22 protein-coding genes are annotated in these 24,604 nt (G+C 67.9%); 13 read left to right on the top strand and 9 right to left on the bottom strand.

Going from position 1 to position 24,604, the window contains the following annotated elements:
* Positions 1 to 97 precede the first annotated feature (97 nt).
* Positions 98 to 1,429, bottom strand: a complete 1,332-nt coding sequence (locus CK625_RS06300) for an O-acetylhomoserine aminocarboxypropyltransferase/cysteine synthase family protein (protein ID WP_095539462.1) — start codon at positions 1,427 to 1,429, stop codon at positions 98 to 100.
* Positions 1,430 to 1,678: 249 nt separating this feature from the next.
* On the opposite strand from CK625_RS06300, the gene CK625_RS06295 reads away from it, so the two are divergent.
* Positions 1,679 to 2,431 carry a Nif3-like dinuclear metal center hexameric protein gene (locus CK625_RS06295; RefSeq protein WP_095539461.1) on the top strand — a complete coding sequence of 251 codons (753 nt, stop codon included), beginning with the start codon at positions 1,679 to 1,681 and terminating at the stop codon, positions 2,429 to 2,431.
* A gap of 100 nt (positions 2,432 to 2,531) precedes the next feature.
* On the opposite strand, the gene mscL is transcribed toward CK625_RS06295, so the two are convergent.
* Positions 2,532 to 2,951 carry a large conductance mechanosensitive channel protein MscL gene (gene mscL / locus CK625_RS06290; protein WP_095539460.1) on the bottom strand — a complete coding sequence of 140 codons (420 nt, stop codon included), beginning with the start codon at positions 2,949 to 2,951 and terminating at the stop codon, positions 2,532 to 2,534.
* Positions 2,952 to 3,484: 533 nt separating this feature from the next.
* Here mscL and CK625_RS06285 point away from each other — a divergent pair.
* The 9 genes from CK625_RS06285 to CK625_RS13895 all read left to right on the top strand — a co-directional run bounded on the left by CK625_RS06285 (position 3,485) and on the right by CK625_RS13895 (position 11,729).
* Positions 3,485 to 4,084, top strand: coding sequence for a glutathione S-transferase N-terminal domain-containing protein (locus tag CK625_RS06285; RefSeq protein WP_095539459.1), 600 nt, complete (start codon positions 3,485 to 3,487; stop codon positions 4,082 to 4,084).
* 139 nt (positions 4,085 to 4,223) lie between these two features.
* The gene (locus CK625_RS06280) at positions 4,224 to 4,826 is read left to right on the top strand and encodes a ClpXP protease specificity-enhancing factor (RefSeq protein ID WP_095539458.1); all 603 of its coding nucleotides are present in this window, start codon (positions 4,224 to 4,226) and stop codon (positions 4,824 to 4,826) included.
* Between the two features lie 17 nt (positions 4,827 to 4,843).
* Positions 4,844 to 5,461 (top strand): hypothetical protein, encoded by a 618-nt coding sequence (locus CK625_RS06275; RefSeq protein WP_095539457.1) that lies wholly within the window; start codon positions 4,844 to 4,846, stop codon positions 5,459 to 5,461.
* 77 nt (positions 5,462 to 5,538) lie between these two features.
* Positions 5,539 to 6,333, top strand: coding sequence for a 5'/3'-nucleotidase SurE (gene surE / locus CK625_RS06270; RefSeq protein WP_095539678.1), 795 nt, complete (start codon positions 5,539 to 5,541; stop codon positions 6,331 to 6,333).
* Positions 6,333 to 7,187 (top strand): protein-L-isoaspartate(D-aspartate) O-methyltransferase, encoded by an 855-nt coding sequence (locus CK625_RS06265; RefSeq protein ID WP_095539456.1) that lies wholly within the window; start codon positions 6,333 to 6,335, stop codon positions 7,185 to 7,187. The genes surE and CK625_RS06265 overlap by 1 nt, the downstream gene beginning before the upstream one ends.
* 179 nt (positions 7,188 to 7,366) lie before the next feature.
* On the top strand, positions 7,367 to 8,263 hold the full coding sequence (locus CK625_RS06260) for a peptidoglycan DD-metalloendopeptidase family protein (protein WP_095539677.1): 897 nt from the start codon (positions 7,367 to 7,369) through the stop codon (positions 8,261 to 8,263).
* A 72-nt stretch (positions 8,264 to 8,335) separates the two neighbouring features.
* A complete protein-coding gene (locus CK625_RS06255; RefSeq protein ID WP_095539455.1) occupies positions 8,336 to 9,403 on the top strand; it encodes an RluA family pseudouridine synthase in 1,068 nt (355 codons plus the stop codon).
* Positions 9,404 to 9,466: 63 nt separating this feature from the next.
* On the top strand, positions 9,467 to 10,435 hold the full coding sequence (gene scpB, locus CK625_RS13900; protein WP_172425104.1) for an SMC-Scp complex subunit ScpB: 969 nt from the start codon (positions 9,467 to 9,469) through the stop codon (positions 10,433 to 10,435).
* 172 nt (positions 10,436 to 10,607) lie between these two features.
* On the top strand, positions 10,608 to 11,729 hold the full coding sequence (locus CK625_RS13895) for a pseudouridine synthase (RefSeq protein ID WP_429001300.1): 1,122 nt from the start codon (positions 10,608 to 10,610) through the stop codon (positions 11,727 to 11,729).
* Positions 11,730 to 12,054: 325 nt separating this feature from the next.
* Here the strand turns inward: CK625_RS13895 and CK625_RS06245 are convergent, their stop codons facing one another.
* The 3 genes from CK625_RS06245 to CK625_RS06235 are packed head-to-tail and all read right to left on the bottom strand — an operon-like array spanning position 12,055 to position 18,092.
* Positions 12,055 to 13,527 (bottom strand): efflux transporter outer membrane subunit, encoded by a 1,473-nt coding sequence (locus tag CK625_RS06245; protein WP_095539454.1) that lies wholly within the window; start codon positions 13,525 to 13,527, stop codon positions 12,055 to 12,057.
* A gap of 19 nt (positions 13,528 to 13,546) precedes the next feature.
* Positions 13,547 to 16,762 (bottom strand): efflux RND transporter permease subunit, encoded by a 3,216-nt coding sequence (locus CK625_RS06240; protein WP_095539453.1) that lies wholly within the window; start codon positions 16,760 to 16,762, stop codon positions 13,547 to 13,549.
* Between the two features lie 37 nt (positions 16,763 to 16,799).
* Entirely contained in the window at positions 16,800 to 18,092 is a 1,293-nt protein-coding gene (locus CK625_RS06235; protein ID WP_095539452.1) for an efflux RND transporter periplasmic adaptor subunit, read from the bottom strand.
* Positions 18,093 to 18,378: 286 nt separating this feature from the next.
* Here CK625_RS06235 and CK625_RS06230 point away from each other — a divergent pair, with 286 nt between their 5' ends.
* The 3 genes from CK625_RS06230 to CK625_RS06220 all read left to right on the top strand — a co-directional run bounded on the left by CK625_RS06230 (position 18,379) and on the right by CK625_RS06220 (position 21,000).
* Entirely contained in the window at positions 18,379 to 19,020 is a 642-nt protein-coding gene (locus CK625_RS06230) for a TetR family transcriptional regulator (RefSeq protein ID WP_095539451.1), read from the top strand.
* A 197-nt stretch (positions 19,021 to 19,217) separates the two neighbouring features.
* Complete coding sequence (locus CK625_RS06225; RefSeq protein WP_095539450.1) at positions 19,218 to 20,093, top strand: lysophospholipid acyltransferase family protein; 876 nt, start codon at positions 19,218 to 19,220, stop codon at positions 20,091 to 20,093.
* Positions 20,080 to 21,000 carry a M48 family metallopeptidase gene (locus CK625_RS06220; RefSeq protein ID WP_095539449.1) on the top strand — a complete coding sequence of 307 codons (921 nt, stop codon included), beginning with the start codon at positions 20,080 to 20,082 and terminating at the stop codon, positions 20,998 to 21,000. The genes CK625_RS06225 and CK625_RS06220 overlap by 14 nt, the downstream gene beginning before the upstream one ends.
* A 59-nt stretch (positions 21,001 to 21,059) precedes the next feature.
* Here the strand turns inward: CK625_RS06220 and CK625_RS06215 are convergent, their stop codons facing one another.
* The 4 genes from CK625_RS06215 to miaA form a co-directional block, all read right to left on the bottom strand.
* Positions 21,060 to 21,815 carry an amino acid ABC transporter ATP-binding protein gene (locus CK625_RS06215; RefSeq protein ID WP_095539448.1) on the bottom strand — a complete coding sequence of 252 codons (756 nt, stop codon included), beginning with the start codon at positions 21,813 to 21,815 and terminating at the stop codon, positions 21,060 to 21,062.
* Positions 21,816 to 21,831: 16 nt separating this feature from the next.
* Entirely contained in the window at positions 21,832 to 22,476 is a 645-nt protein-coding gene (locus CK625_RS06210; RefSeq protein ID WP_095539676.1) for an amino acid ABC transporter permease, read from the bottom strand.
* A 193-nt stretch (positions 22,477 to 22,669) separates the two neighbouring features.
* Positions 22,670 to 23,455 carry an amino acid ABC transporter substrate-binding protein gene (locus CK625_RS06205; RefSeq protein WP_238945561.1) on the bottom strand — a complete coding sequence of 262 codons (786 nt, stop codon included), beginning with the start codon at positions 23,453 to 23,455 and terminating at the stop codon, positions 22,670 to 22,672.
* A gap of 130 nt (positions 23,456 to 23,585) precedes the next feature.
* Complete coding sequence (gene miaA, locus CK625_RS06200; RefSeq protein WP_095539446.1) at positions 23,586 to 24,593, bottom strand: tRNA (adenosine(37)-N6)-dimethylallyltransferase MiaA; 1,008 nt, start codon at positions 24,591 to 24,593, stop codon at positions 23,586 to 23,588.
* Positions 24,594 to 24,604 lie beyond the last annotated feature (11 nt).

The raw sequence follows: 24,604 nt of genomic DNA, 5'->3' as shown, positions 1-24,604 counted from the left end.
GGGCCAAGCCGTCGGCCCTTGGCTGTGATGACTGGCCGCAGCGGCACAGCGCCGGGGGGCGTGCAAGGCGCCGGGCGATGCGCCTTGCGGCGGGCCATCAAACGGCCTGCAGCGCCTGCTCCAGATCGGCGATCAGGTCGTCGATGTGCTCGATGCCGATGCACAGGCGCACGGTTTCTTCCTTGACGCCGGTTTGGGTCAGCTCCTGGGCCGAGAGCTGGCGGTGCGTGGTGCTGGCCGGGTGGGTGGCCAGCGATTTGGTGTCACCGATGTTGACCAGGCGCGTGAACAGCTGCAGCGCGTCAAGAAACCGCTCGCCCGCGGCGCGGCCGCCGCGCACGCCGAAGGTCATCACGCCAGAGGCCTGGCCGCCCAGGTACTTCTGCGCCAGCGCGTGGTCGGGGTGGCCGAGCAGGCCGGCGTAGCCGACCCATTGCACCTTGGGGTGCTGCTGCAGGTATTGCGCCACGGCCAGGGTGTTGCTGCAGATGCGCTCCATGCGCAGGCCCAGGGTTTCAATGCCTTGCAGGATCAAAAAGGCGTTGAATGGCGAGAGCGCGGCGCCCATGTTGCGCAGCGGCACGACGCGCGCGCGGCCGATGTAGGCTGCTGCGCCCAGCGCCTCGGTGTAGGTCACGCCGTGGTAGCTCACATCCGGCTCGTTCAGGCGCTTGAAGCGCTCCTTGTGCTCGGCCCAGGGAAAGCGCCCGGAGTCGATGATGGCCCCGCCCAGGCTGGTGCCATGGCCGCCCAGGTATTTGGTCAGCGAGTGCACGACGATGTCGGCGCCGTGCTCGAAGGGGCGCAGCAGATAGGGGGTGGCCACGGTGTTGTCCACGATCAAGGGCACGCCGTGGCGGTGTGCAAGATCGGCCAGCGCGGCGATGTCGGTCACATTGCCCAGCGGGTTGCCGATGGATTCGACGTACAAGGCTTTGGTGCGCGCGTCGAACAGGCCCTCGAAGCTGCGCAGATCGGCCGTGTCGCCAAAGCGCGTGCCAATGCCCAGCTGCGGCAGGGTGTGGGCCAGCAGGTTGTAGGTGCCGCCATACAGCGCGCTGGCCGAAACGATGTTGTCGCCGGCCTCGGCAATGGTCTGGATGGCGTAGGTGATGGCCGCCTGGCCCGAGGCCAGCGCCAGCGCGCCCACGCCGCCTTCGAGCGCCGCCAGGCGCTTTTCCAGCACATCGGTGGTCGGGTTCATGATGCGCGTGTAGATGTTGCCTGGCACCTTCAGGTCGAACAGGTCCGCGCCATGCTGCGCGCTGTCAAAGGCGTAGGCCACAGTCTGATAGATGGGCACGGCCACCGATTTGGTGCTGGGATCGGGCGTGTAGCCGCCGTGCACGGCAATGGTTTGCAGCTTCCAGTGGGCGGCGCGGTCGCTGGCTGCGGCCTGGGTTTGGGGTGGCGTTGGGTTTTCGGGCATGGTCAGTTCCTTGGTGTGTGGCTGGGCCCGAATCCTTTCGATCCTGATCGGGCGCCGCGCAGCTTAGCCGCTTTGTTGCAGGGCAACAAATAACAATGCGGCATGAGCATATGCAGCGCGCTGGCGCTGCGCGTCTGGGTCGCTGGCAGCTGCAGCGGTGGTAGATTGGCGCGCCTTGCGTGGCCTGGCAGCGTGCGTTGCTGCCCGCGCTGTGTGCTGCTTGTTGGCTTGAATGATTGAAAGCGCCCCATGACTGTTTCCCGCGACCGCCTGCTCGATGCCTTTGCCCAGGTTCTCGACCCCGATGCCTTCGACGACTATGGCCCCAATGGCCTGCAGGTCGAGGGCAAGCCGCAAATTGGCAAGATCGTCAGCGGCGTGACGGCCAGCGCGGCCTTCATCGACGCGGCCATCGCCGCAGGCGCCGATGCCATCGTCGTGCACCATGGCCTGTTCTGGCGCGGCATGGACGGCACGGTCACCGGCTGGATGAAGCAGCGCCTGCAGCGCTTGCTGGCGCACGACATCAACGTGCTGGCCTACCATCTGCCGCTCGATGCCCATCCAGAGTGGGGCAACAACGCCCAGCTGGGCCTGCACATGGGCTGGGGCGCGGGCGCGCCATTGCGCGAGAAATCACTGGTGTTTCGCGCAGAGCTGGCCACGCCCTATGCCAATGGCCAGGCCCTGGCCGAGCAGTTGCAGCGCAGGCTGGGCCGCACGCCCATTTGCATCAACGCCGGGTGCAGCATCCGCACCCTGGCCTGGTGCACGGGCGGCGCTCAAGGCTATTTCCAAAAAGCCATTGATGCCGGCGTGGATGCCTTTGTCACAGGCGAGATTTCCGAGCCCCAGGCGCACCTGGCCCGCGAATGCGGCGTGAGCTTCATCGCCGCTGGCCACCACGCCACCGAGCGTTATGGCATGCCGGCGCTGGCCGGCCACATCGCCGGCCAGTTGGGCCTGGAGCACGAATTCATCGAGATCGACAACCCGGCGTAAGGCGCTTGTCCTTGGCTCCGGGGCAGCACGGCCGCGGGCATGAAAAAAGCGCTCCTGGCAGAGCGCTTTTGTTTTGTGTGCCGGCTTGGGACCCTGGGGTTCAGCGGCGCAGGCTGTCGCGGATTTCGCGCAACAGCACGATGTCCTCGGGCGTGGCTGCGGGCTCTGGTGGGGCGCTGCGCTTGAGGCGGTTGATCTGCTTGATCATCAGGAAAATGATGAAGGCCAGGATCAGGAAGTTCAGCGCAATGGTGATGAAGTTGCCGTACGCCAGCACGGGCACGCCGGCTGCGCGGTAGGCTTCGAGCGAGGGAGCTGTCCCGGGGGGAACTTCGCCGAGGGTGATGAACAGGTTGGAGAAATCCAGCTTGCCAAATGCCAGGCCGACAACGGGCATGATCAGATCACCGACCACGGAGTCGACGATCTTGCCGAATGCCCCGCCGATGATGACGCCCACGGCCAGGTCGATGACGTTGCCCTTGATGGCAAATTCGCGAAATTCCTTGAAGAAGCTCATGCAGATATCCTCTCTGTAATGACGATGGGCGCCATTGTTGTGCGCCGCCTTGGCGGCGGTTGCATGAGAATGGAAACATCTTGTTTGACAGCCTGTGCGAGTGCGGCAGCCGGTTGCGCTCGGCCCAGACGCCACCGACGCGGCATCCGAAAACGCCGGATGTATGGCGTTTTTGCCCGCAATGGCTGCAAATGAGAAGGTTTTCTGCTGTGAAGCCGGTACTTGGCTGCATGCGCAGGGGCCCGGGCCGCTGCCTGCGCCTGGCCGCAGGGCGCAGCGCCGCACGGCATGGGCGCTGAAGCGCCCTGTTACAAAAACGCCTGGGGCCAGGGCGCCTGCCAACGGCACAAACCCTGCCGCGGCCCGTCGCAGGCGGGCTGGCCCTGGCTTGAAATCGCCAGTGTGAATTTTGTATGATGCCGCGTTGCCCTGCGGGGGCGCCGCGCGGGTTGGTCGCACAGGTGGTTGGCCTTGGCATGGATCGGCCAATCCGGCGCTGGCTCGGCGTTGATTTTTTTGAGGAATTCCTACCAATGATGGTCTTGTATTCGGGCACGACCTGCCCGTTCTCCCACCGCTGCCGTTTTGTCCTGTTTGAAAAGGGCATGGACTTCGAAATTCGCGACGTGGACTTGTTCAACAAGCCCGACGACATCGGTGTGATGAACCCTTACGGGCAGGTGCCGATTCTGGTCGAGCGCGAGCTGATCCTGTATGAGTCCAACATCATCAATGAGTACATCGACGAGCGCTTCCCGCACCCGCAGCTGATGCCTGGCGACCCCGTGGACCGGGCCCGCGTGCGCCTGTTCCTGCTCAATTTCGAGAAAGAGCTGTTCGTGCACGTGAGCACGCTGGAGTCCGGCGATGCCAAGGCCAAGGACAAGGCGCGCGCTCACATCCGCGATCGCCTGACACAGCTGGCGCCCAACTTCCTCAAGAACAAATACATGCTGGGCGAGAACTTCTCGATGCTGGACGTGGCCATCGCCCCGCTGCTGTGGCGCCTGGAGCACTACGGCATCGAGCTCAGCCGCAATGCCGCGCCGCTGCTCAAGTACGCCGAGCGCCTGTTCTCGCGCCCGGCCTACATCGAGGCCTTGACGCCCTCGGAAAAGGTCATGCGCCGCTGAAGGCGCAAGTCTTTGATCTTGCCCTGGGGCGCATCGCCTTTTTGCCTGTTGCGCTGCACGTGAAAACGGCGCTGCGCGCCAGGCCTTCTCCCCGCCGCTGCATCGGCCAGCGGTGCCATGCCCACTGGTTGCTGCTGCCATGAGCTCTGCTGACGACGATACCCCCCTGCCTTCGACGCAGCCCTATCTGCTGCGCGCGCTGCACGAATGGTGCACCGACAACGGGCTGACACCCTTTCTGGCCGTCAAGGTCGATGGCTCGGTGCGTGTGCCGCCTGAGTTCGTGCGCAATGGCGAGATCGTGCTCAACATCAGCTACGACGCCACCTCCAAGCTGCAACTGGGCAACGACTACATCGAATTTCAGGCGCGCTTTGGCGGCGTGCTGCGCCACATCCTCGTGCCGGTGCACCGCGTCATGGCCATTTATGCGCGTGAAAACGGCCAGGGCATGGCGTTTGCCGTGCCCGATACCGTGCTGGCGTCCAGCGGCCCAGAGCTGGATCAAGGGGATCAAGGTCAGGGCGAGGCCGTGGCCGATGACGCCGCGCCCGCTGCCCAGCCGCCCCAGCAGCCATCCACTCCGCCAGCGGCCGCGCCGCGCCCGGTGCTGCGCGCCGTGCCGCCGCCAGCGCAGCCTGCGCCGCCCAGTGGCGAGCATGGCCCTGGCGATGACGAGCCGCCCCCGCCCAGTGCCCCCGGCCCGGCCGGCAAGCGCCCGGCGCTGCGGCGCATCAAATGATGGCCCGGCCAGGCCGTATGGCACGGCGCTGGGCGCTGCTGTTTGCCGCAGGCGCAGCCGCCAGTGCGCTGGCCTGGGCGCAGTCGCAAGGCAGCGCCCCGTCCCTCGAGGCCCCGCTGCTGCCCGGCGACAGCGTGGTGCCGTTGATGGACGCGCCACTGCTGCCGCAGCAGCCGGCCCAAGGCGGGCCAGATCGGCAGGGTGCGCAGGCAGCGTCCCGGGCAGGCAACAAGACTGCCGCATCCCCCGCAGCCACGCCACCCCAGCGCCTGGACAAGCCGCAGCACACGCGCGCGCTGTGCGATGCTGCGCTGCAGCGCATGGCGCAGATGCAGATTGCCGCCGCCTTTGAGCTGCTGGCGCCGCACTGGCCGCTGCCCGAGCGCGAGCTGGCGCAGCTGGCGGCCGAGACGGAAGGGCAGTTGCGCCAATTGCTGGCCGGTGGCGGCAAGATCCTGGGCCACGAATGGGTGCGCAGCCGCCAGGGCGGCAAAAGCGTGGTGCAGCACCTGTACCTGCTCAAGCTGCAGCACCACGGCCTGCGCGTGGCCTGCACCTTCTACAAGCCGCAGGCGCAGTGGCAGGTGCACACGGTGTTCTGGGATGAGCAGATCGAAAGCCTGCTGGAGCCCTGAACCTTGCCTTTCCAAGAGCCGCCGCCGCTGCCCACCGGCCTGTGTGCAGGCCCTTTTTTGATCTCACTTCGCGCATGCTGAAAATCCTGCTTTGCAATGACGATGGCTACCTGGCCCCAGGCATCGTGGCGCTGCACGAGGCCTTGAGCGCGCTGCCCGATGTGCGCGTCGAAGTCGTCGCGCCCGAGCACAACAACAGCGCCAAATCCAATGCCCTGACGCTCAATGCGCCGCTGTACGTCCATCAGGCGCCCATGGGCTTTCGCTACGTCAATGGCACGCCGGCCGACTGCGTGCACATCGCGCTGACCGGCCTGCTGGACTACCGGCCCGATCTGATCGTCTCGGGCATCAACAACGGCGCCAACATGGGCGATGACACCATCTACTCGGGCACCGTGGGCGCGGCCATGGAAGGCTATCTGTTCGGCATCCCGGCCATGGCGCTGTCGCAGGTGGACAAGGGCTGGGCCCATCTGGAAAGCGCTGCCCAGGCTGCGGCCTTGCTGGTGGCGCAGCTGCGCGCGCAACAGCTCATCGGCCAGACGCCCTGGCTGCTCAACGTCAACATTCCCAACCTGCCGCTGAACTCGCTGCGGCCGCTGCGCTGGTGCCGCCTGGGGCGGCGCCATGCCGCCGAGCGCGTGATCCGCCAGCAAAACCCGCGCGGCGAGACCATGTACTGGATCGGCGCTTGCGGCGCGGCCAGCGATGCCAGCGAGGGCACGGACTTCCACGCCACGGCCCAGGGGCATGTGGCCGTCACGCCGCTGCAGGTGGACTTGAGCGACCACGCGCAACTGCAGGCCTGGCAGGCGCGGCTGAATGTGCCTGGCTTTGGCGCTGCGGCCTGGCCGCAAACGGGGGCGTGATGCAGAAGAAAGCCCGCTTTCCGGCCCAGGTGCTGCCAGCGCCCGCAGTGCCGCCAGCGCGCGCCAGCTTGCCCGGCGCGCCCGGCGCATTGGCGCGGCCCGCCGCTGCCGCCGCCGTGCGCAGCAGCATGGCGCAGCCTGCGCTGGCCACGCCGGCGGCCGCCTGGCGCCAGCCCCCCCAGCCGGCGGCAGCGCTCGATGCCTCCAGCCAGCAGGGCGCGCGCGAGCGCATGGTCAAGCGCCTGGAGGCGCTGCCGGGCATGCATCCGCTGGTGCTCGAAGCCATGCGCCAGGTGCCGCGCCATGCCTTCATCGACTCCGCGCTGGGCGGCAAGGCCTACGACGAAAACAGCCTGCCAATCGGCTTTGGGCAGACCATCTCCAAGCCCTCGGTCGTGGCGCGCATGCTCTCGCTGCTGCTGGACACGGCAACTGGCGGCGGGCGCATCGCCGGGCGCGTGCTGGAGGTGGGCACGGGCTGCGGCTACCAGGCGGCAGTGCTCAGCCAGATCGCCGCCGAGGTCTATTCCATCGAGCGCCTGCGCGGTCTGCACGAGCGCGCGCGCCACAACCTGCGGCCCATGCGCGTGGCCAATTTGCACCTGCTCTTTGGCGATGGCATGGCCGGCTATGCCAGCGGCGCGCCGTATGCGGCCATCGTCTGCGCCGCAGGCGGCCAGGCCATCCCGCAGGCCTGGGTCGAGCAGCTGGCCATGGGCGGGCGCATCATCGCCCCCACCGTGGCCCAGGGCGGCGCCCAGGTGCTGATGGTGCTGGACAAAACGCCCGCCGGCCTGCGGCAACAGGCCCTGGAGGCCGTACACTTCGTTCCATTAAAATCCGGCGTTGATTAGGATGTCCTGCATGGATCGCAGTGCCTGCGTGCGGCTGCGGCTGCGTGCAGTCTGCAGCTCCCGCAAATCCTCGCCGGGCCACTGGGCCCGGCTGCGTTTTGTGCCTTGCAGCCCATCCTCAACCGCTTCTTGCCCACTCGCGCCGAGGTCGTGAACAGGTTCTTAGGGAAGATTCGATGATGCAATTGCAAAAACCATGGTTTGGTACGGGCAGCGTGATCGCTGCCTGTTTGCTGGTGGCGGGCTGCTCCAGCGTCTCGCTCAATCAGGCGCCTGTCGAAGACCGCGCCGGCATGGGTGAGGTGGGCAGCGTGGCGCCCCTCGTGCCGGCCCCGCCGGGCCACTACACCGTCAAGCCCGGCGACACGCTGATCCGCATCGGCCTGGAGACCGGCCAGAGCTGGAAGGACATTGCCGCCTGGAACCAGTTGGTCAATGCCGACGTGATCGAAGTCGGCCAGGTGCTGCGCGTAGTGCCGCCGGGCGCCGTGCCGCCAGCGGCGGGCGCGGGCCAAGGCGGCGGCTCGGCCGTGGCGCCTGTGGCCGTGGCTGGCGCCGCCGGTGCGTCCAGCCCATCGGGCGCGCCCAGCGGCGGCGTGGAGGTGCGCCCCATCGCGCCGGCAGGCTCGGCCGCCGAGCCCCCGGTCGTGCGCAGCAACACCCCCATCCCCACCGTGACGGCCGGCACCCCGCCGGCGGCCCCGGCAGGCGGCATTCAGCTGGCCTGGCCGGCCAACGGCCCCTTGCTGGCAGGCTTCAACGAGAGCACCAACAAGGGCTACGACATCGGCGGCAAGGCCGGCGATCCCATCGTCGCAGCCGCCGATGGCCACGTGGTCTATGCCGGCGCGGGCCTGCGCGGCTACGGCAACCTCATCATCCTCAAACACAACGACGAATACCTGACGGCCTATGCGCACAACCGCGTGCTGCTGGTCAAGGAAGACCAGCGCGTTGCGCGCGGGCAGAAGATTGCCGAAATGGGCAATACCGATGCCGATCGCGTCAAGCTGCACTTCGAAGTGCGCCGTCAGGGCAAGCCCGTCAACCCCGCTGGCTATCTGCCCAAGCGCTGAAGCTTGCCTGGCTTGTGTGCTGCGCCCCAGTCCGATCGGCGCTCGGGGGACTGCGGCATTTCGCGCCTTGGTATGAGCGATCTGGAATCCTTGCAGGGCGCGGCGCAGCCCGAGTTTGATCTGAGCGGCGAGCTGCGCGAGCAGCCCGTGGCCGCCGCGCTGCATGGCGCGCGGCTGGACAAGGCGCTGCTGGAGCTGGCGCCGGAGTTCTCCCGCAGCCATTTGCAGCAGCTCATCCGCAGCGGCCAGGTCTGGCTCGATGGCGCGGTCGCCCTCAAGCCTGCGCAGAAAGTGGCCGTGGGCCAATGCCTGCGCGTGGCGCTGCAGCCCACGGAACAAAGCCAGGCCTTCGTGCCCGAGCCCATGGCGCTGGACATCGTCTACGAAGACCAGGCGCTGCTGGTGCTCAACAAACCGGCCGGGCTGGTCGTGCACCCGGCCGCAGGCCACTGGCGCGGCACCTTGCTCAATGGCCTGCTGGCCCATGCCCCGGTCTTTGCCACGCTGCCGCGCGCGGGCATCGTGCACCGGCTGGACAAGGACACCAGCGGCCTGATGGTCGTGGCCAAAAGCCTGCCGGCGGCCACGGCGCTGGTGGCGCAGATTGCGCAGCGCGCCGTGGCGCGCCGTTACCTGGCCGTGGCCCATGCCGGCCCCGGCGCACGCGCCTGGCCCGAGGCCGGGCAGACGCTGCGCGTCGATGCCCCCATCGGGCGCGACCCGCAGCAGCGCCTGCGCATGGCCGTGGTCGATCTGCAGCGCCACCCGGGCAAGCCCGCGCAGACCGACATGCGCCTGCTGGCGCGGCAGGGCGGCTTTGCGCTGCTGCACTGCGCCCTGCACACCGGCCGCACGCACCAGATCCGCGTGCACGCCAAGCACCTGGGCTGGCCCCTGGTGGGCGATGCCACCTACGGTGGCCAGCCCCACCCGGCCATTGCCAGGCAGGCCCTGCATGCCTGGCAGCTGGCCCTGGCGCACCCGCTGCACGGCCAGCCGCTGCGCTTTTGCGCGCCGCCGCCGCAGGACATGCAGCAGCTGCTGCAGGCGCTGCAGCTGCCCTGGCCTGAAGTTGCCGAGGCCGCCGAGGGGATCGAGGCCGAGTCGCCCGGCGCAGGCCAGTTCGCCGACAATCGCTGATGCGCGCCGCAGCGGCTGGCGCTGCGCCCTGGCCTGCGCCTTCCATCCCATTTGCCGTGATTCATGAACTCTGTGCCAGCCCCCCCTGTCGATCCGATCTCCGTGTTGGAGGCGGCCTTGCTGTGCGCCCCGGCGCCGATGGCCATGCCCAGCCTGCAGGCCTTGTTCGAGCAGCCGCCCGATGCCGAGCAAATCCAGGCCTGGCTTGAGCAGCTGCAAATCGACTGGGCGCACCGCGGGCTGGAGCTGGTGCAGGTCGCCAGCGGCTGGCGCTTTCAAAGCCGCGCGAATGTGCTGCCGTTTCTGGCCCGGCTTGAGCCCGAGCGCACGCCGCGCTACTCGCGCGCGGCGATGGAAATCCTGGCGGTGATCGCCTACCGCCAGCCCGTCACGCGCGGCGACATCGAGGAAATCCGCGGCGTGGCCGTCAACAGCCAGATCATCAAGCAGCTGGAGGAGCGCGGCTGGATCGAAGTCATCGGCCACCGCGAATCCGTGGGCCGCCCGGCGCTGTTTGCCACCACTGGCCAGTTCCTGGACGACCTGGGCCTGGCCTCGCTGCGCGATTTGCCCGAGGTTGATGCCGTCAGCGAGGCCACGCTGCAGCAGCTGGGCCTGGGCCCTGCGGCTGCGCCAGCTGGCGGCAGCGAGGGCAACGAAGGCAGCGCGCTCGAAGCCGCCGAGGCCTCTGCTGCGCCGCCAGCCGAAGATGTGCGCGAAGATACGCGTGAGGGTGCGCGCGAAGACACGGCCCAAGCGCCGCTTGAAGCGGCTTGGGAAGAAGCGTCAGAAGACCCTGCCGAGGACTTGGAGCCCGCGCCAGCCCAGCAGCCGCCCCAGGATGGGCCCCAGCAGCCATGGCCGCCACAGACACAGCCACAGGCCCAGACCGAGCCCGAGACCGAGACCGAGACCGAGGCGCAGCAGCCCGAAACCCAAGACATGGCCCAAGCCGTCGAAGCAGTGAGCGCCATGCCGCCCGCCGAGCAGCCCGAGCCACCGGGACCATCCCAGGGCCTGCAGCCCTCGTGAGGGCAAGCCCTCTGCAGGCGCATCCCAGAACCCCGCCGCCCGGCCCGAACGGTGCCGGGCGGCCAGCCCAGCGAAAGCCACCACCATGCAAGCCAAGAAACCTTCCCGCAACGCAGCAAGCCGCAAGCCCGGCAAAGGCCGGGGCGGGCCGCCAGCGGCTTCTGCCCCCGCTGTGCCCTCTGCGCCCCGCCCGCGCCGCAGCCCGCGCCAGGGCGCAGCGCCCGAGGCCGCGCCAGCCGCCGCCCCATCCAGCCGGCCCGAGCGCCAGGCGCACAAGCGCGTGCTGCAGCCCGATGCCCAGCAGCCCAAGCTGCACAAGCTGCTGGCGCAGGCCGGCGTGGGCTCGCGCCTGGAGATGGAGGCGCTGATCGCCCAGGGGCGCATCACCGTCAATGACCAGCCCGCGCACGTCGGCCAGCGCGTGCAGCATGGCGACCAGATCAAGATCAACGGCAAGCCCCTGCGCCTGCGCGTGGCCCCGCCCGCAGTGCGGGTGCTGGCCTACCACAAGGTGGCCGGGGAGATGGTCACGCGCGAAGACCCGCAAAACCGCCCGACCGTATTCCGCAAGCTGCCGCACCTGGCGCATGGCAAGTGGCAGGCCGTGGGCCGGCTGGATCTGAACACCGAAGGCCTGCTGCTGCTGACCAACTCGGGCGACCTGGCCAACCGGCTCATGCACCCGCGCTACGGGCTGGAGCGCGAATACGCCGTGCGCATCCTGGGCGCTTTGAGCGACAGCGAGCGCCAGCAACTGCTCGAGGGCGTGATGCTCGAAGACGGCCAGGCCGCCTTCGGCAGCATCCAGGACGGCGGCGGCGAGGGCGTCAACCAGTGGTACAAGGTCACCATCAGCGAAGGCCGCAACCGCGAGGTGCGCCGCATGATGGAGGCCGTCGGCCACGCCGTCAGCCGCCTGATCCGCGTGCGCTATGGCAGCGTGGTGCTGATGCGCGGCCTGCGCCGCGGCATGTGGCTGGAGCTGCCCGAGCGCGACGTGGCGCGCCTGATGGAGGAGGCCGGCATGCCCCGGCCCCAGGCCAGCGCGCCGGGCCAGCGGGGCGCGGGCCGCAGTGCGCCGGCCGACCGCAGCCGAGGGCGCAACAAGCCCTCGGGCCCGGCGCCGTCGGCGCGCAGCCGCGGCGCTGGCAGCGCTGGCAGCGCGCCGCGCGGCAAGCCCAAATCCGCCCAGGGCTACATCGGCGCCGATGGGCTGGGGGCCATGGTCGGGCGCCGTGGCGGCAAGGGCCGGCCAGGCGCGGCAGGCCGCGGCCCGGGCCGCCGGGGGCGTTGAGCGCCTGCGTTCATGCAGGCGGGCCTGCTGCCCAGTGCGAGCGCCCCATGAAGATGGCGCCCGGTAGTGGCCGTGTGTGGCGGCCGTGTGGCGGCTTTGAGGGCTGAGGCCGGGATGAGCATCCGGCGACGCAGTCACTTTCTTTTTTTTGAACAAAGAAAGTGACCAAAGAAAAAGACCCTGCTGCCTGCGCCCCCTTCGTTTTGCCGATGCGCACAGGCGCAGGCAGAAAAGGGATCTCTGCCCGGGCCATTGCTGGGCTCGGCCCTTCGTCAGAACCAGGCCACTTGCGCCAGGCCACTCGCGCCAAGATCGTGGGCGCTCATCAAGGCTTGAGCCCGCCGCCCAGGGCCTTGTAGAGATCGGCCAGGTTCTCCAGCTGCGTGAGCTGGTTGGCCAGCAGCGCCATGTTGGCTGCGTAGCTGCTGCGCTCGGCGTCGAGCAGATCCAGCGCGCTGGCCACGCCGTGCTGGTAGCGCAGGCGCACCAGTTGCAGGGCCTGCTCGTAGGCCTGGCTTTGGCGGGTGTTGGCGGCGTGGCGCTGCTGGAGCTGTTCGCGTGCCACCAGGGCATTGGCCACGTCCTGGAAGGCGGCCTGCACCGCGCCTTCGTACTGCACGATTTGCACCTGCTGGCGCACGCGCGCGGCGTCGAGGTTGGCCTGCAGGCTGCCCCAGTTGAAGATCGGCAGCGTGATCGCGGGCGCAAAGCTCCAGGTGTGATTGCCGCCGCCGAACAGGCCGCTGAGCTCGCTGGAGCCGGTGCCCACGCTGCTGGTCAGGCGGATGCTGGGGAAGAAGGCTGCGCGCGCCGCGCCGATCTGGGCGTTGGCCTGCTTGAGGGCGAATTCGGCGGCGCGGATGTCGGGCCGGTTCAGCAGCACTTCGGAGCTCAGCCCGGCGGGCAGGCGCTCGATCTTGAACTGCTGCGCCAGCGGCAGGCCTTCGGGCAGGTCCTCGGGCAGCGGCTGGTTGATGAGCATGGCCAGGGCGTTGAGCGCCTGCTGGCGCGCCTGCACGGCGCCGGCGTAGTCGGCCTTGGCCGATTCGATCAGCGCCTCCTGCTGGCGCAGGTCCAGCGCGGAGACCACGCCTGAGCGGTGCTTGAGCTGCGTGAGTTCGTAGGTTTGCTCGCGCGTGGTGAGCACGCTTTGCGCCAGCGCCATGGCCTGCTGAGCGTAGCGCTCGTTGAAGTAGGCCTTGGCCACTGCGGCCACCAGCGCCAGATGGGCGCTGTCGCGGCTGGCGGCGCTGCCCAGATAAGCCTGCAACGCCGCTTCGCTGGCGCTGCGCAGTTTGCCGAACAGGTCGATTTCGTAGGCCGTGATGCCCAGGCCCACGCTGTAGGACGAGGCCACGTAGGCCGCGCCGCTGGGGCTGAGGTCCTGGGCCACGCGCGCGCGCGAGCCGCCGGCGCTGGCGCCCAGGGCCGGCAGTTGCTCGGCGCGCGCAATCATGTACTGCTGGCGCACGGCCTCGGCGTTGAGCGCGGCCTTGCGCAAATCGGTGTTGCGCGCCAGGGCCAGCTCGATCAGGCGGTGCAGGCGGGCATCGGCAAAGTAGTCTTTCCAGCCCAGCGATGCGGCCTGGATGGGTGCTTGATCCTGCGGCGCGGGCGTGTCGTAGGCAAAGTGCTGCGGCACGCTCACGGCGGGCTGCTCATAGGCGGGGATCATGGCGCAGCCGGGCAGCGCGGCGGCCACGGCCAACGCAGCCAGCGCGCCCAGCGCAGGGCGCTGCAGCAGGCGGCGCTGCCGGGGCTGCAGGGGGCGGGGCAGGGCGGGACGGTTTGGGTTCATGGGGGCATTCTCCTCTCGGTCAGGCGGCATGGGGCGTGCGCTGTGTGGCGGCGGCATCGGCCACCACGGCCTGGCCCCCATCCGTGCCGGCGCGCGGCTTGCCACCCTTGAAGAGCTTGCGCACGACGACGTAGAACATCGGCACGAAGAACACCGACAGCAAGGTGCCCACCAGCATGCCCCACAGCACGGGCGTGCCGATGGCGCGCTGGCTGGCGGCGCTGGCGCCGCTGGCCAGGTACAGCGGCACCACGCCCAGGATGAAGGCCAGCGAGGTCATCAAAATGGGCCTAAAGCGCAGGTGCGCCGCTTCCAGCGCGGCCTCCAGCGCGCTGCGGCCGGCTTGCTGCAAGTCCTTGGCGAACTCGATGATGAGGATGGCGTTCTTGGCCGACAGGCCAATGACCGTGATCAGGCCGACCTGGAAGTAAATGTCGTTGAGGTAGGCCCCTGGCAGGCCAAAGAGCTGGGCGTTGAACCAGTTGCGCCCCAGCGCGCCCAGCACCACGCCCAGAAAGCCCAGCGGCACCACCAGGATCACCGCCAGCGGGATGGACCAGCTCTCATACAAAGCGGCCAGCGCCAGGAACACGGCCAGGATGGCAAAGCCGTACAGCAGCAGGGTTTGCGTGCTGCCCTTGGCCTCCTCGCGCGATTGGCCGGCCCACTCCAGGCTGAAGCCGGGCATTTCGTCGACCAGGCGCTGCACCTCGGCCATCAAATCGCCCGAGGAATAGCCCGAGCCGGGCCGCGCCGCGCCTTCGAGCTTCATGGCCGGATAGCCGTTAAAGCGCACGCTTTGCTGCATGCCCTTTTGCCAACTGGCGCTGGCGATGGTGCTCAGCGGCACGGCCTGGCCGGCGCTGTTGGGCACGGTCAGCATCAGGATGTCCTCGGGCTGCATGCGCGCCGTGGCTTCGGCCTGCACGATGACGCGCTGCAAGCGGCCGTTGTTGGGGAAGTCATTGACGTAGGACGAGCCCAGCGCCGTGGCCAGCACGCTGCGGATGCTGGCGAAGTCGATGCCCTGCGCGGCGGCGGCCTCGCGGTTGATCTCGATCTTCACCTGCGGCGCATCCTCCAGGCCGGAGGCGCGCGTTTGGCTGGGGTCGAACATGGGGTTCTGGCGCAGTTTGCCCAGCAGCTCATTGCGCTTGGCCAGCAGGGCCTCGTGGCCGGCGTTGCTGCGGTCTTGCAGGTACATCTCAAAGCCCGAGCTGTTGCCCAGCTCGAAGATGGCCGGCGGGTTGATGACCAGCGCAAAGCCATCGCTGACGCTGCCCATCAGCGCGCCGGTGAACTTGCCTGCCACCGAGGCGGCGTCGCTGCCCGGCGCGGTGCGCTGCTGCCAGTCCGTCAGGGTCAGAAAGCCCATGCCGGTGTTTTGCGCCGCGCCTGCGAAGCTGAAGCCGGAGACGCCCACAAAGCTTTGCACTTCCGGCAGCTTGTTGGCGATCTGGCTGGCCACGGCCAGCGTGGCGTCGGTGCGCTCCTTGGTCGCGCCCGAGGGCAGTTGCACGATCATCATCAGAGAGCCCTGGTCTTCCTCGGGCAGGAAGGAGGTGGGCAGGCGCGTGAACATCCATGCCGCGCCAGCGGCCAGCGCCAAATACACCACCATCAGGCTGGCCGAGCGGCGCAGCAGCCGCGCCACCACGCCTTCATAGCCGCGGTTGAGCTTGCTGAAGTTGCGGTTGAACCAACCGAAAAAGCCGCGTTTTTCCATGTGGTGGCCCTTGGCCACGGGCTTGAGCAAGGTGGCTGCCAGCGCCGGCGTGAGCGACAGCGCCAGAAAGGCCGAGAAGGCAATGGCCAGCGCCATGGTCAGCGCGAACTGGCGGTAGATGTTGCCCGTGGCGCCGCTGAACATGGCCAGCGGCACGAACACCGAGATCAGCACCGCCGTGATGCCGATCACCGCGCCGGAGATCTGGCCCATGGCCTTGCGCGTGGCCTGCAGGGGCGGCAGCCCCTCCTCGCTCATGATGCGCTCGACGTTTTCCACCACCACGATGGCGTCGTCCACCACGATGCCGATCACCAGCACCATGGCAAACATGGTCAGCACGTTGATGGACAGGCCCAGATACCAAATGCCCGCAAACGCCCCCATCAGCGAGATGGGCACGACGATGGTGGGAATCAGCGTGTAGCGGATGTTCTGCAGGAAGATGAACATCACGATGAACACCAGCACGATGGCTTCGAGCAAGGTCTTGACCACCGCCTCGATGGAGAGCTTGACGAAGGTGGAGGTGTCATACGGGGCCGACCATTGCAGATCGGCGGGGAAGAACTTTTGCAGCTCGGCCATCTTCGCGCGCACCGCCTCGGCCGTGGCCATGGCATTGCCGCTGCTCGAGAGCATCACCGCCATGCCCACGGCCGATTGGCCGTTGAGGGTGGTGGATGAGCCATAACTCTGGCTGCCCAGCTCGATGCGCGCCACGTCCTTCAAATACACATTGGCCCCGCCCGTGGTGGAGCGCAAGATGATGTTGCCGAACTGATCGGGCGTGCGCAGTTGCCCATCCACGGACACGGTGGCCGTGATGGCCTGGCCCTGGGCCACGGGCTGCTCGCCAATGGCGCCAGCGGAAATCTGCGCGTTCTGCGCGCCGATGGCCGCCGTCACGTTGGCAAACGAGAGGTTGTAGTTCTGCAGCTTGGCCGGATCGACCCAGACGCGCATGGCCCGCTCGGAGCCAAACAGCCGCGCCTCGCCCACGCCGTCGATGCGCTGGATGGCTGGCTTGATGTTGCGCTCGATGTAGTCGGAGACCTCCTCGCTGCCCATGGTTTGCGAGGACATCATCAGCACCATCAAAAAGTTCGAGCGCGACTTGCTCACCCGCACGCCGTTTTGCTGCACGGTGGCGGGCAGCAGGGCCGTGACCTCGGAGAGCTTGTTTTGCACGCTCACCTGCGCCAGGTCTTCGTCGGTCTCGGGCGTGAAGGTCAGGCTGACCGAGCCCGTGCCGTCCGCCGTGGCGCTGGTGCTCATGTAATCCAGCCCTTCCAGGCCGTTCATGTTGCGCTCGATCACGGCCAGCACGCTGTCCTCCATCACCTGCGCCGAAGCGCCGGGATAGGCGGCCGACAAGGTGATGGTGGGCGCGCCCACGGCCGGGTATTGCGACACCGGCAGGTTGCGGATGCCGATCACGCCGGCGATGACGATGAAAATCGAAATCACCCACGCAAAAATGGGGCGATTGATGAAAAACTGGGCCATGCAAGCTCCTGGTTCTGGACGGGGCGCTATGGCCTGTTTACTGCGCGGTCGCGCCGGGCTTGGCCGCCGCATCTGCGCCAGCCGGGGCTGCGCCGGGGGCTGTGCCAGAGGCCGCCGCCGCGCCAGGGGGCGTCCACTCGCGCGTTTGCACCTGCCGGGCGCCGCTCATGCCCGCAATCATGGCGCCATCGACAACCACCTTGTCGCCCTCGTTGAGGCCGCCGGTGACGATCCAATACGCGCCCTGCTGGCCGCCCACCGTCACCATGCGCGGCTGCATCTGGCCTTGCGCATCGACGATCAGCGCCACATCCTGCTTGCCGCGCGTGATGGCCTGCTGCGGCACCAGAAAGGCATTGCCGATGTCGCCCTGGGGCAGGCCCACGCGCACGTACAGGCCGGGCAGCAGCACGTTGTCGGGGTTGGGGACTTCCGCGCGCAGCGTGACCTGGCCGGTCGATTCATTGACCGTCAAATCGGCAAACAGCAAGCGGCCCTTGTGCGGGTACTCCTTGCCGTTTTCAAACTTGATGCCCACCTGCACCGCGCCATCGACCAATTGGCGCTTGCCATCGGCAACGTCCTGCTTGAGCTGCATCACCTCGTTGGCCGACTGCGTCACGTTCACGTACATCGGGTGGGTTTGCTGGATGGTGGCCAGCTTGTTGGCGTCACCGGCCGTCACCAGCGCCCCTTCGGAGACGTAGGACTGGCCGATGTAGCCCGAAATCGGCGCCGTGATGCGCGAATAGTTCACATTGATCTGCGCCGACTTGATTGCCGCCTGGGCCGCCTTCACGCTGGCCTGGGCCGAGCGTTGCGTGGCCACGGCCGAGTCGTACTCCTGCTGGCTGATGGCATTGGCCGCCGCCAGCGGCTTGTAACGCTGCAAATCCGCCTTGGCCTTGGCCAGCGCCGCCTGGGCCGAGGCCAGTTGCGCGCGGGCGCTCTCCAGCGCCGCCACGTAGGGCGCGTCATCGAGCTGGTACAGCGCCTGCCCGGCCTTGACGTAGCTGCCCTCCTTGAACAAACGCTTTTGCACGATGCCGCCCACGCGCGGGCGCACATCGGCCACGCGGTGCGCGGCCAGGCGACCGGGCAGCTCGGCACGGGTGCCCACCGACTGCGAGCGCACCGTCACCACGCGCACCTCGGGCAATGGGGCCTGCTGTGGCTGCTCGCCCTTGGCCTGCTGCTGTTGCTGCTGCGCTGGCGCGTCATTGGCCTGGCTGTCGCTGCAGGCGCTCAGGCCCAAAGTACCGGCGGCGGCCAGCGCCGCCCAGCATGCGCGCCGCACAGCGGCATGAAACTGTGTCAGAGAAGTCGCCATGTGCAAATCCTGTTCTTGTTGGCGTGTGCGATGGAGTGGGGCTGCGGCAAGGCCTGTGCTGTCAGGTCGCTGGAAGGCTTTGGCCCGCCGTGGGCCGTCGTGAGCCAGCCTTGCGAGCGTGCGATTATATACATGCATGAATGGATGTTTAAATCATCCAATACGGCTTTGCTCAAAATATACATACACGGATGAATTTATAATCCCGCCTCGCAACGGCCCGAAGACCTCGCAGCATGGCTCTGCCAGGGCGGTCGCAGATCCCCCGCGTTTTGAAACTCCCGACATGCGCAGAACCAAAGCCCAGGCCCAGGAAACCCGCGACCAGCTGATGCGCGCCGCGCTGGACGTGTTCGACCAGCGCGGCGTCTCGCGCGCCTCGCTCAATGAAATTGCACAGTGCGCCGGCGTGACGCGCGGCGCGCTGTACTGGCACTTCAAGAACAAGGAGGACTTGTTCGATGCGCTGTTCCAGCACATTTTTGAAGATCTCAGCCACAGCCTGGCAGAGGACATCCGCAACCAGGCGCCGGACATGCTGCAAAGCCTGCGCCAGGCGCTGCTGAACAACTTCGAGCGCATCGAGCACAATGCGCAGCACCACAAGTTTTGCCGCATTCTCTATCTCAAGTGCGAGCACACCGAGGACAATGCCGCCATTTTGGGCGTGATGGATCGCTATCAGGACATGTGGCGCGAGCAAATCCACAGCGCGCTGCGCCTGTGCGTGCAGCAGCAGCGCCTGCCGCAGACGCTGGACATCGCGTTGGCGGCGGTGTACCTCAAATCCCTGGTGTTCGGCTTGGTCAAGCTGTGGCTGCTCAGGCCGGATCAGCTCGATCTGGGCCGCACCGCGCCGCGCATCGTGGACACGGCGCTGCACGCACTGCAGCACACCCCGTTCCTGCAAAACTCTCAGACCGGATGAGCAGGCGCTAGGGGTTGTTGAGATTGGGTTTGCGAAGCGGTTTTTCGAGACAAAAGCCGCAGATGCAAGGCGGAAACGCGCGCAAGGCCCGGACGCCTTGCAAGCATTTTCAACGCAGCGGTTGCGGAAAACACTGCCGCAACGCTAAATCTCAACAACCCCTAGCGTTTGCCCGTCAATTTTGACCCAGCTCTCGCATGCCAGCCCCCTTGCCGCCCCCCAATGAACACCGTCCCCTGTTGCCCGCGCGCCCGCGCGGCCTGGCCTATGCCTGGGCCGCGTTGCGCTCCTGGCTGCACCTGCTGCTCATGGGCGCCAGCATGGTGCCCTATGCCCTGGCGCTGCTGGCGGTGGCGCTGTTCGTGCGCGGCGAGCCCATTTACCGCATTGGCGTGGCCTGGCTGGACGTGTGCGTGCGCAGCGCCCGCTGGCTGCTGGGCATCGACCACCGCGTGCGCGGCCTGGAGCACCTGCCGGCCTACGACAAGGCCCAGGGCCAGACGCCCAAGGTCGTGGTGCTGGCCAAGCACCAGTCCACTTACGAGACCTTCTTGATGCCGCTGGTGCTGCGCCACGTCGTGCTGTCCTACGTTTTCAAGAAGGAGTTGCTGGCCATCCCTTTCTTCGGCTGGGGCATTGGCCGCATGGACATGGTGCACATCGACCGCGAGCAGGGCATCCGCTCCTTGCGCAAGGTGCTGGCCCAGGGCCAGCGGGTCATGGCGCTGGGCAACTGGGTCATCATGTTCCCCGAAGGCACGCGCGTGCCGCGCGGCCAGGCCGGCGATTACAAGTCCAGCGGCGCGCGGCTGGCGGTGGACACGGGCGCGCTGGTGGTGCCGGTGGCCGTGGCCTCGGCGCGTTGCTGGGCGCCGCGCGCCATCGTCAAGTACCCCGGCACGGTGGATGTGTCCATCGGAGCGCCCATCAGTACCGAGGGCAAGAGCGCGCCGCAGGTCATGGCCGAGGTGCAGCAATGGATCGAGACCGAGATGCGCCGCATTGATCCGCAGGCCTATCCGGCCCAAGACCAGGCTCCGACTGGGCAGGGCGCGTCCGATGCAGCAGGCTGAGCTGGCGCTGCCCCAAACCCAGTCGCAACAGCCCGCGAGCGCGGCCAGCGCGCTGTGGCGGCACCCGCAGGCCAACCGCCACGTCGTGCTGCAGCATGGCGGCCAGACGCTGCGCGTGGCCTACCACTGGCAAGGCGCGAAGCGGCGCAGCGTGGGCATGCGCGTGAGCGCGCTGGGCTTGCAGGTGCGCGCGCCGCACTGGCTGGGGGCGGCGCAGCTCGAAGCCATCCTGCAAGGGCGGGCGCGCTGGCTCATCGGCCAATGGCAGGCCTTGCAGAAGATGGGGCAAGACGGCCCTCTGGGCGCTGGCGCAGCGGCGGTCTGGGCCGAGGGCTGCGGCCTGGTCTGGCAAGGCCAGCTGCTGCGCATTGCCCTGGGCCTGGCTGGGCGGCGCGCACTGCTGCAGCCGCTGGCCCAGCCTGTGGCATTGGCCAGCGGCGCGCGCATTGCCGGGCGCGCCGCCTGGTTGGGCCATGCCAGGCAAGAGGGCAATGAGGCTTGCCAGGCCGGGCAGCTGTTGCACCTGCCGCTGCGCCGTGATGCCAGCGCCAGCGCCATCGCCCAGGCGGCCCAGCGCTGGCTGCGCGCGCAGGCCATGGCGCAACTGCAACAGCGCTGCGCGCATTTCGCGCCACTGCTGGGGGTGGCCCCCCGCCGTCTGGCGCTGACCAATGCCCAGACCCGCTGGGGCAGCGCCAGCGCCCGCGGCGACATCCGCCTGCATTGGCGGCTGGCGCAGTGCGCGCCGCAGCTGTTCGATTACGTGCTGGTGCACGAGTTGGCGCACCTGCACGAGATGAACCACGGCCCGCGCTTTTGGGCCTGGGTCGAGCGCATCCAGCCCGACTATGCCCAGCACCGCGCCCGGCTGCGGCAGCTGCGCTTTGAGCCTTGGGATGGTGGGTGAATCTGGGCAATGGGCCTGCGGGCAGGAATCTGTTCAAAGCCAAGGCTTTGCACAGATTCCTACAGCATCTGGCACAAAAAGGCCCGGCTGCGCTCGTGCTGCGGGTTGGCGAAGAATTGCGCCGAGGGGGCGTTCTCCAGGATCTGGCCCTGGTCCATGAAGACCACGCGGCCGGCCACTTCGCGCGCAAAGCCCATTTCGTGCGTCACCACCAGCATGGTCATGCGCTCCTGCGCCAGGGCGCGCATGGTGCGCAGCACTTCGACGGTGAGCTCCGGGTCCAGCGCCGAAGTGGGTTCGTCGAACAGCATGATCTGCGGCTCCATGGCCAGCGCGCGGGCGATGGCCACGCGCTGCTTTTGCCCGCCCGAGAGCCTGCCGGGGTAGCTGTCGCGCTTGGCCAGCAGGCCGACCTTGGTCAGCAGCGCCTCGGCCTGGGCGATGGCCGCATCGCGCGCCAGGCCCTTGACGGTCATGGGCGCCTCGATGATGTTTTCCAGCACCGTCATGTGCGGAAACAGGTTGAAGCTCTGGAACACCATGCCCATCTTGCGGCAGATGCGGCGCAGCTGCGCATCGGGCGCGTAGCGCACCTGGCCGGTGGCCGCGTCGGTCTCGGCCAGGGCCTGGCCGTCCACGTGGATGCTGCCCGCGTCGATGGTTTCGAGGTGGTTCAGGCAGCGCAAAAACGTGCTCTTGCCCGAGCCCGAGGGGCCGATGACGGCCACCACCTCGCCTTGGGCCAGGTCCAGCGACACGCCGTCGAGCACGCGCTGCGCGCCGAAGGATTTGCCCAGGCCCTGGGCGCGGATCATGGTCTGGGGCTGGGGCTTACTGGTCGTAGCGGGCATAGTGTCGCTCCAGGCGCTGGAACAGCCAGGTCAGCACCAAGGTCATCAGCAGGTAGAAGACGGCGGCCACCACGAAGGCAGTGGTGTTGAAGTCGCGCTGCACGATCAGGCGCGCCGCGCGCAGCAGATCGTTGAGCGCCAGCACGTAGATCAGCGAGGTGTCCTTGACCAGGGTGATGGTCTCGTTGCTCATCGGCGGCAGGATGTGGCGCACCATCTGCGGCAGCACGATGCGGCGCATGGTCTGGGTGTAGCTCAGCCCCAGCACCTTGGCGCCCTCGTACTGGCCGCGATCGACCGACTGGATGCCCGAGCGAAAGATTTCGGCGAAATAGGCCGCGTAGTTCAGCACGAAGGCCACGACGGCGGTGGGAAAGTCCGGCAGGGTGATGCCCATGCCCGGCAACGCGAAGTAGATGAAAAAGATCTGCAGCAGCAGCGGCGTGCCGCGCATCAGCCAGATGTAGCCGTTGACCAATGCGCTCAGCGGCCCCAGGCGCGAGACGCGCGCCAGTGCCAGCAGCAGTCCCAGCGGAATGGCCAGCGACAGGGTGATGGCAAACAGCGTCAGCGTCACCTGCAGGCCGTCCCACAGGGCCGGCAGCATCGAGAGGACGTAGTTCATGACAAAGGGGCAAGAGGGGGCGGCAGCGGGGCCGCAGGGGCCCGGCTGCCGCTGCCATGCGGTGCCAGCCAGGCCCAAAAAGAAGCCGCTTTTCACGCCGCGCCGCCAACAGGCGGCGCAAGGCGCGAAAAGCGGTGGGTGTGCGGCAGCGGGCGAGCATCGGACGTGGCGCGCCCGCCGCTGCCAGCGCGGCTTACTTGATGACGTTGGCGCCGAACCACTTCTCGGAGATCTTCTGCGCCGTGCCGTCCTTCTTCATCTCGGCCAGCGTGGCGTCGACCTTTTGCAGCAGTTCGGCGTCGCCCTTGCGCATGCCCACGCCGTAGTCCTCGGTGCCGAAGTTCTCTTCCAGCACGCGGAAATCATTGGCGCGCTTGGCCACGTAGTAGCGGCCCACGACCTCATCGACCACCACCGCATCGAGGCGGCCTGTGCCCAAGTCCATCAGCGCGGTGATGTTGTCGGCAAAGGTCTTGAGCTGCTTGAAGCTCTTGGCCACGTCCGCTTCCTTGTTGATGGCCTCGACGGCGCTGCTGCCTTCCTGCGCGCCCACCACCTTGCCGGCCAGGCCGGCCTTGTTGGTGATGTCGGACTTGGCGCCCACGACGATGATCTGGTGGTTTTCCATGTAGGGGGCGGTAAAGCCGATGTGCTTTTTGCGCTCCTCGGTGATGGTCAGGCCGTTCCAGAGCACGTCCACGCGCTTGCTGTTGAGCTCGGCCTCCTTGGCGCCCCAGTCGATGGGGCGGAACTCGGCCTTGACGTTCATGCGCTTGGCCACTTCGCGGGCCATGTCGATGTCAAAGCCGACGATCTCGTTTTTCTCGTCACGAAAGCCCATGGGCGGGAAGTTGTCGTCCAGGCCCACGACGATGGTGCCTGCGCTGGCGCCGGCCTTGGCGGCCTCGCCAGTGGTCTGGGCGTGGCCGTGGGCCACCAGCAAAGAAGCAACGACGGGGGCGAGCAAGAGTTTTTTCAGGTTCAGCATCGAAGTACCCAAGGCAATGAAAAATCAAAGGACACAAAAACAGCGCAGCAGCACAGGCCGCTGCGCGCAAGAGCGCGATTGTCACCTGTGTTGGCGGTGATTTCAACCAAACCGGGCCCCATCATGGCAAATCGGCGGCGCTGGAGATGGCGCGCTGCAGGCGAGGCAGGGCTTGCAGCAGCAGTTGCTCGGCGGTGAGCTGGTCGCTGTGCAGCACCTGGCGGCTGGGCATGCTGCGCAGCCAGGTCATTTGCCGCTTGGCCAGCTGGCGCGTGGCGGCTTCGGCCTGCGCCACCCAGGTGTCGGCCGGCAGCTGGCCGTCGAGCATCTGCCAGGCCTGGCGATAGCCCACGGCGCGCATGGCTGGCAGCTGCGCGTGCAGCAGCGGGTTGGCGCGCAACGCGCGCACTTCGTCCAGAAAACCGTCCTGCAGCATCTGCGCAAAGCGTTGCGTGATGCGCTGGTGCAGCCAGGCGCGCTCGGCCGGCTCCACCGACAGCATGCGCTGCGCGATCCAGCCTGCCAGGGCGGGCTGCGCCTGCCCGGCGCGCTGCTGCAGCTGCGACAGCGGCTGGCCAGTGAGCTGCCAGACCTCCAGCGCGCGCTGGATGCGCTGGGCGTCGCGCGGCGCCAGGCGCGCGGCCGTGGGCGGATCGACCTGGGCCAGCCAGGCATGCAGCGCCGGCCAGCCCTGGCGCTGCGCGCGCGCCTCCAGCTCGGCGCGCACGGCGGCATTGGCCGGGGGCAGGGCGTCCAGGCCGTGCAGCAGGGCCTGCAGGTACATCAGCGTGCCGCCCACCAGCAGCGGGAAGGCGCCGCGCGCCAGGATCTCGTCGATGCACTGGCGGCAATCGCGCAGGAACTCGGCCACGCTGTAGCTGTGCTGCGGCGCGCGGATGTCGATCAGGTGGTGCGGCGCCTGGGCGCGCTCGGCCCGCGTGGGCTTGGCCGTGCCGATGTCCATGCCCTGGTAGACCAGCGCCGAATCGACGCTGACGATCTCCAGCCGCTGCGTGGGCGCCAGCGCCTGCGCCAGGGCCAGGGCCAGGGCGGATTTGCCGCTGGCCGTGGGCCCGGTGAGAATGAAAAACGGCCTGTCGAGCAGGCCGTTGTGCTGGATGTCCGCCATCGGTATGGGGC

The organism is Vandammella animalimorsus, from assembly GCF_002285265.1.
Lineage (GTDB): Bacteria > Pseudomonadota > Gammaproteobacteria > Burkholderiales > Burkholderiaceae_C > Lampropedia.
Note: the sequence above shows the minus strand (reverse complement) of the source record. Positions and strands in the feature narration are given on the sequence as shown.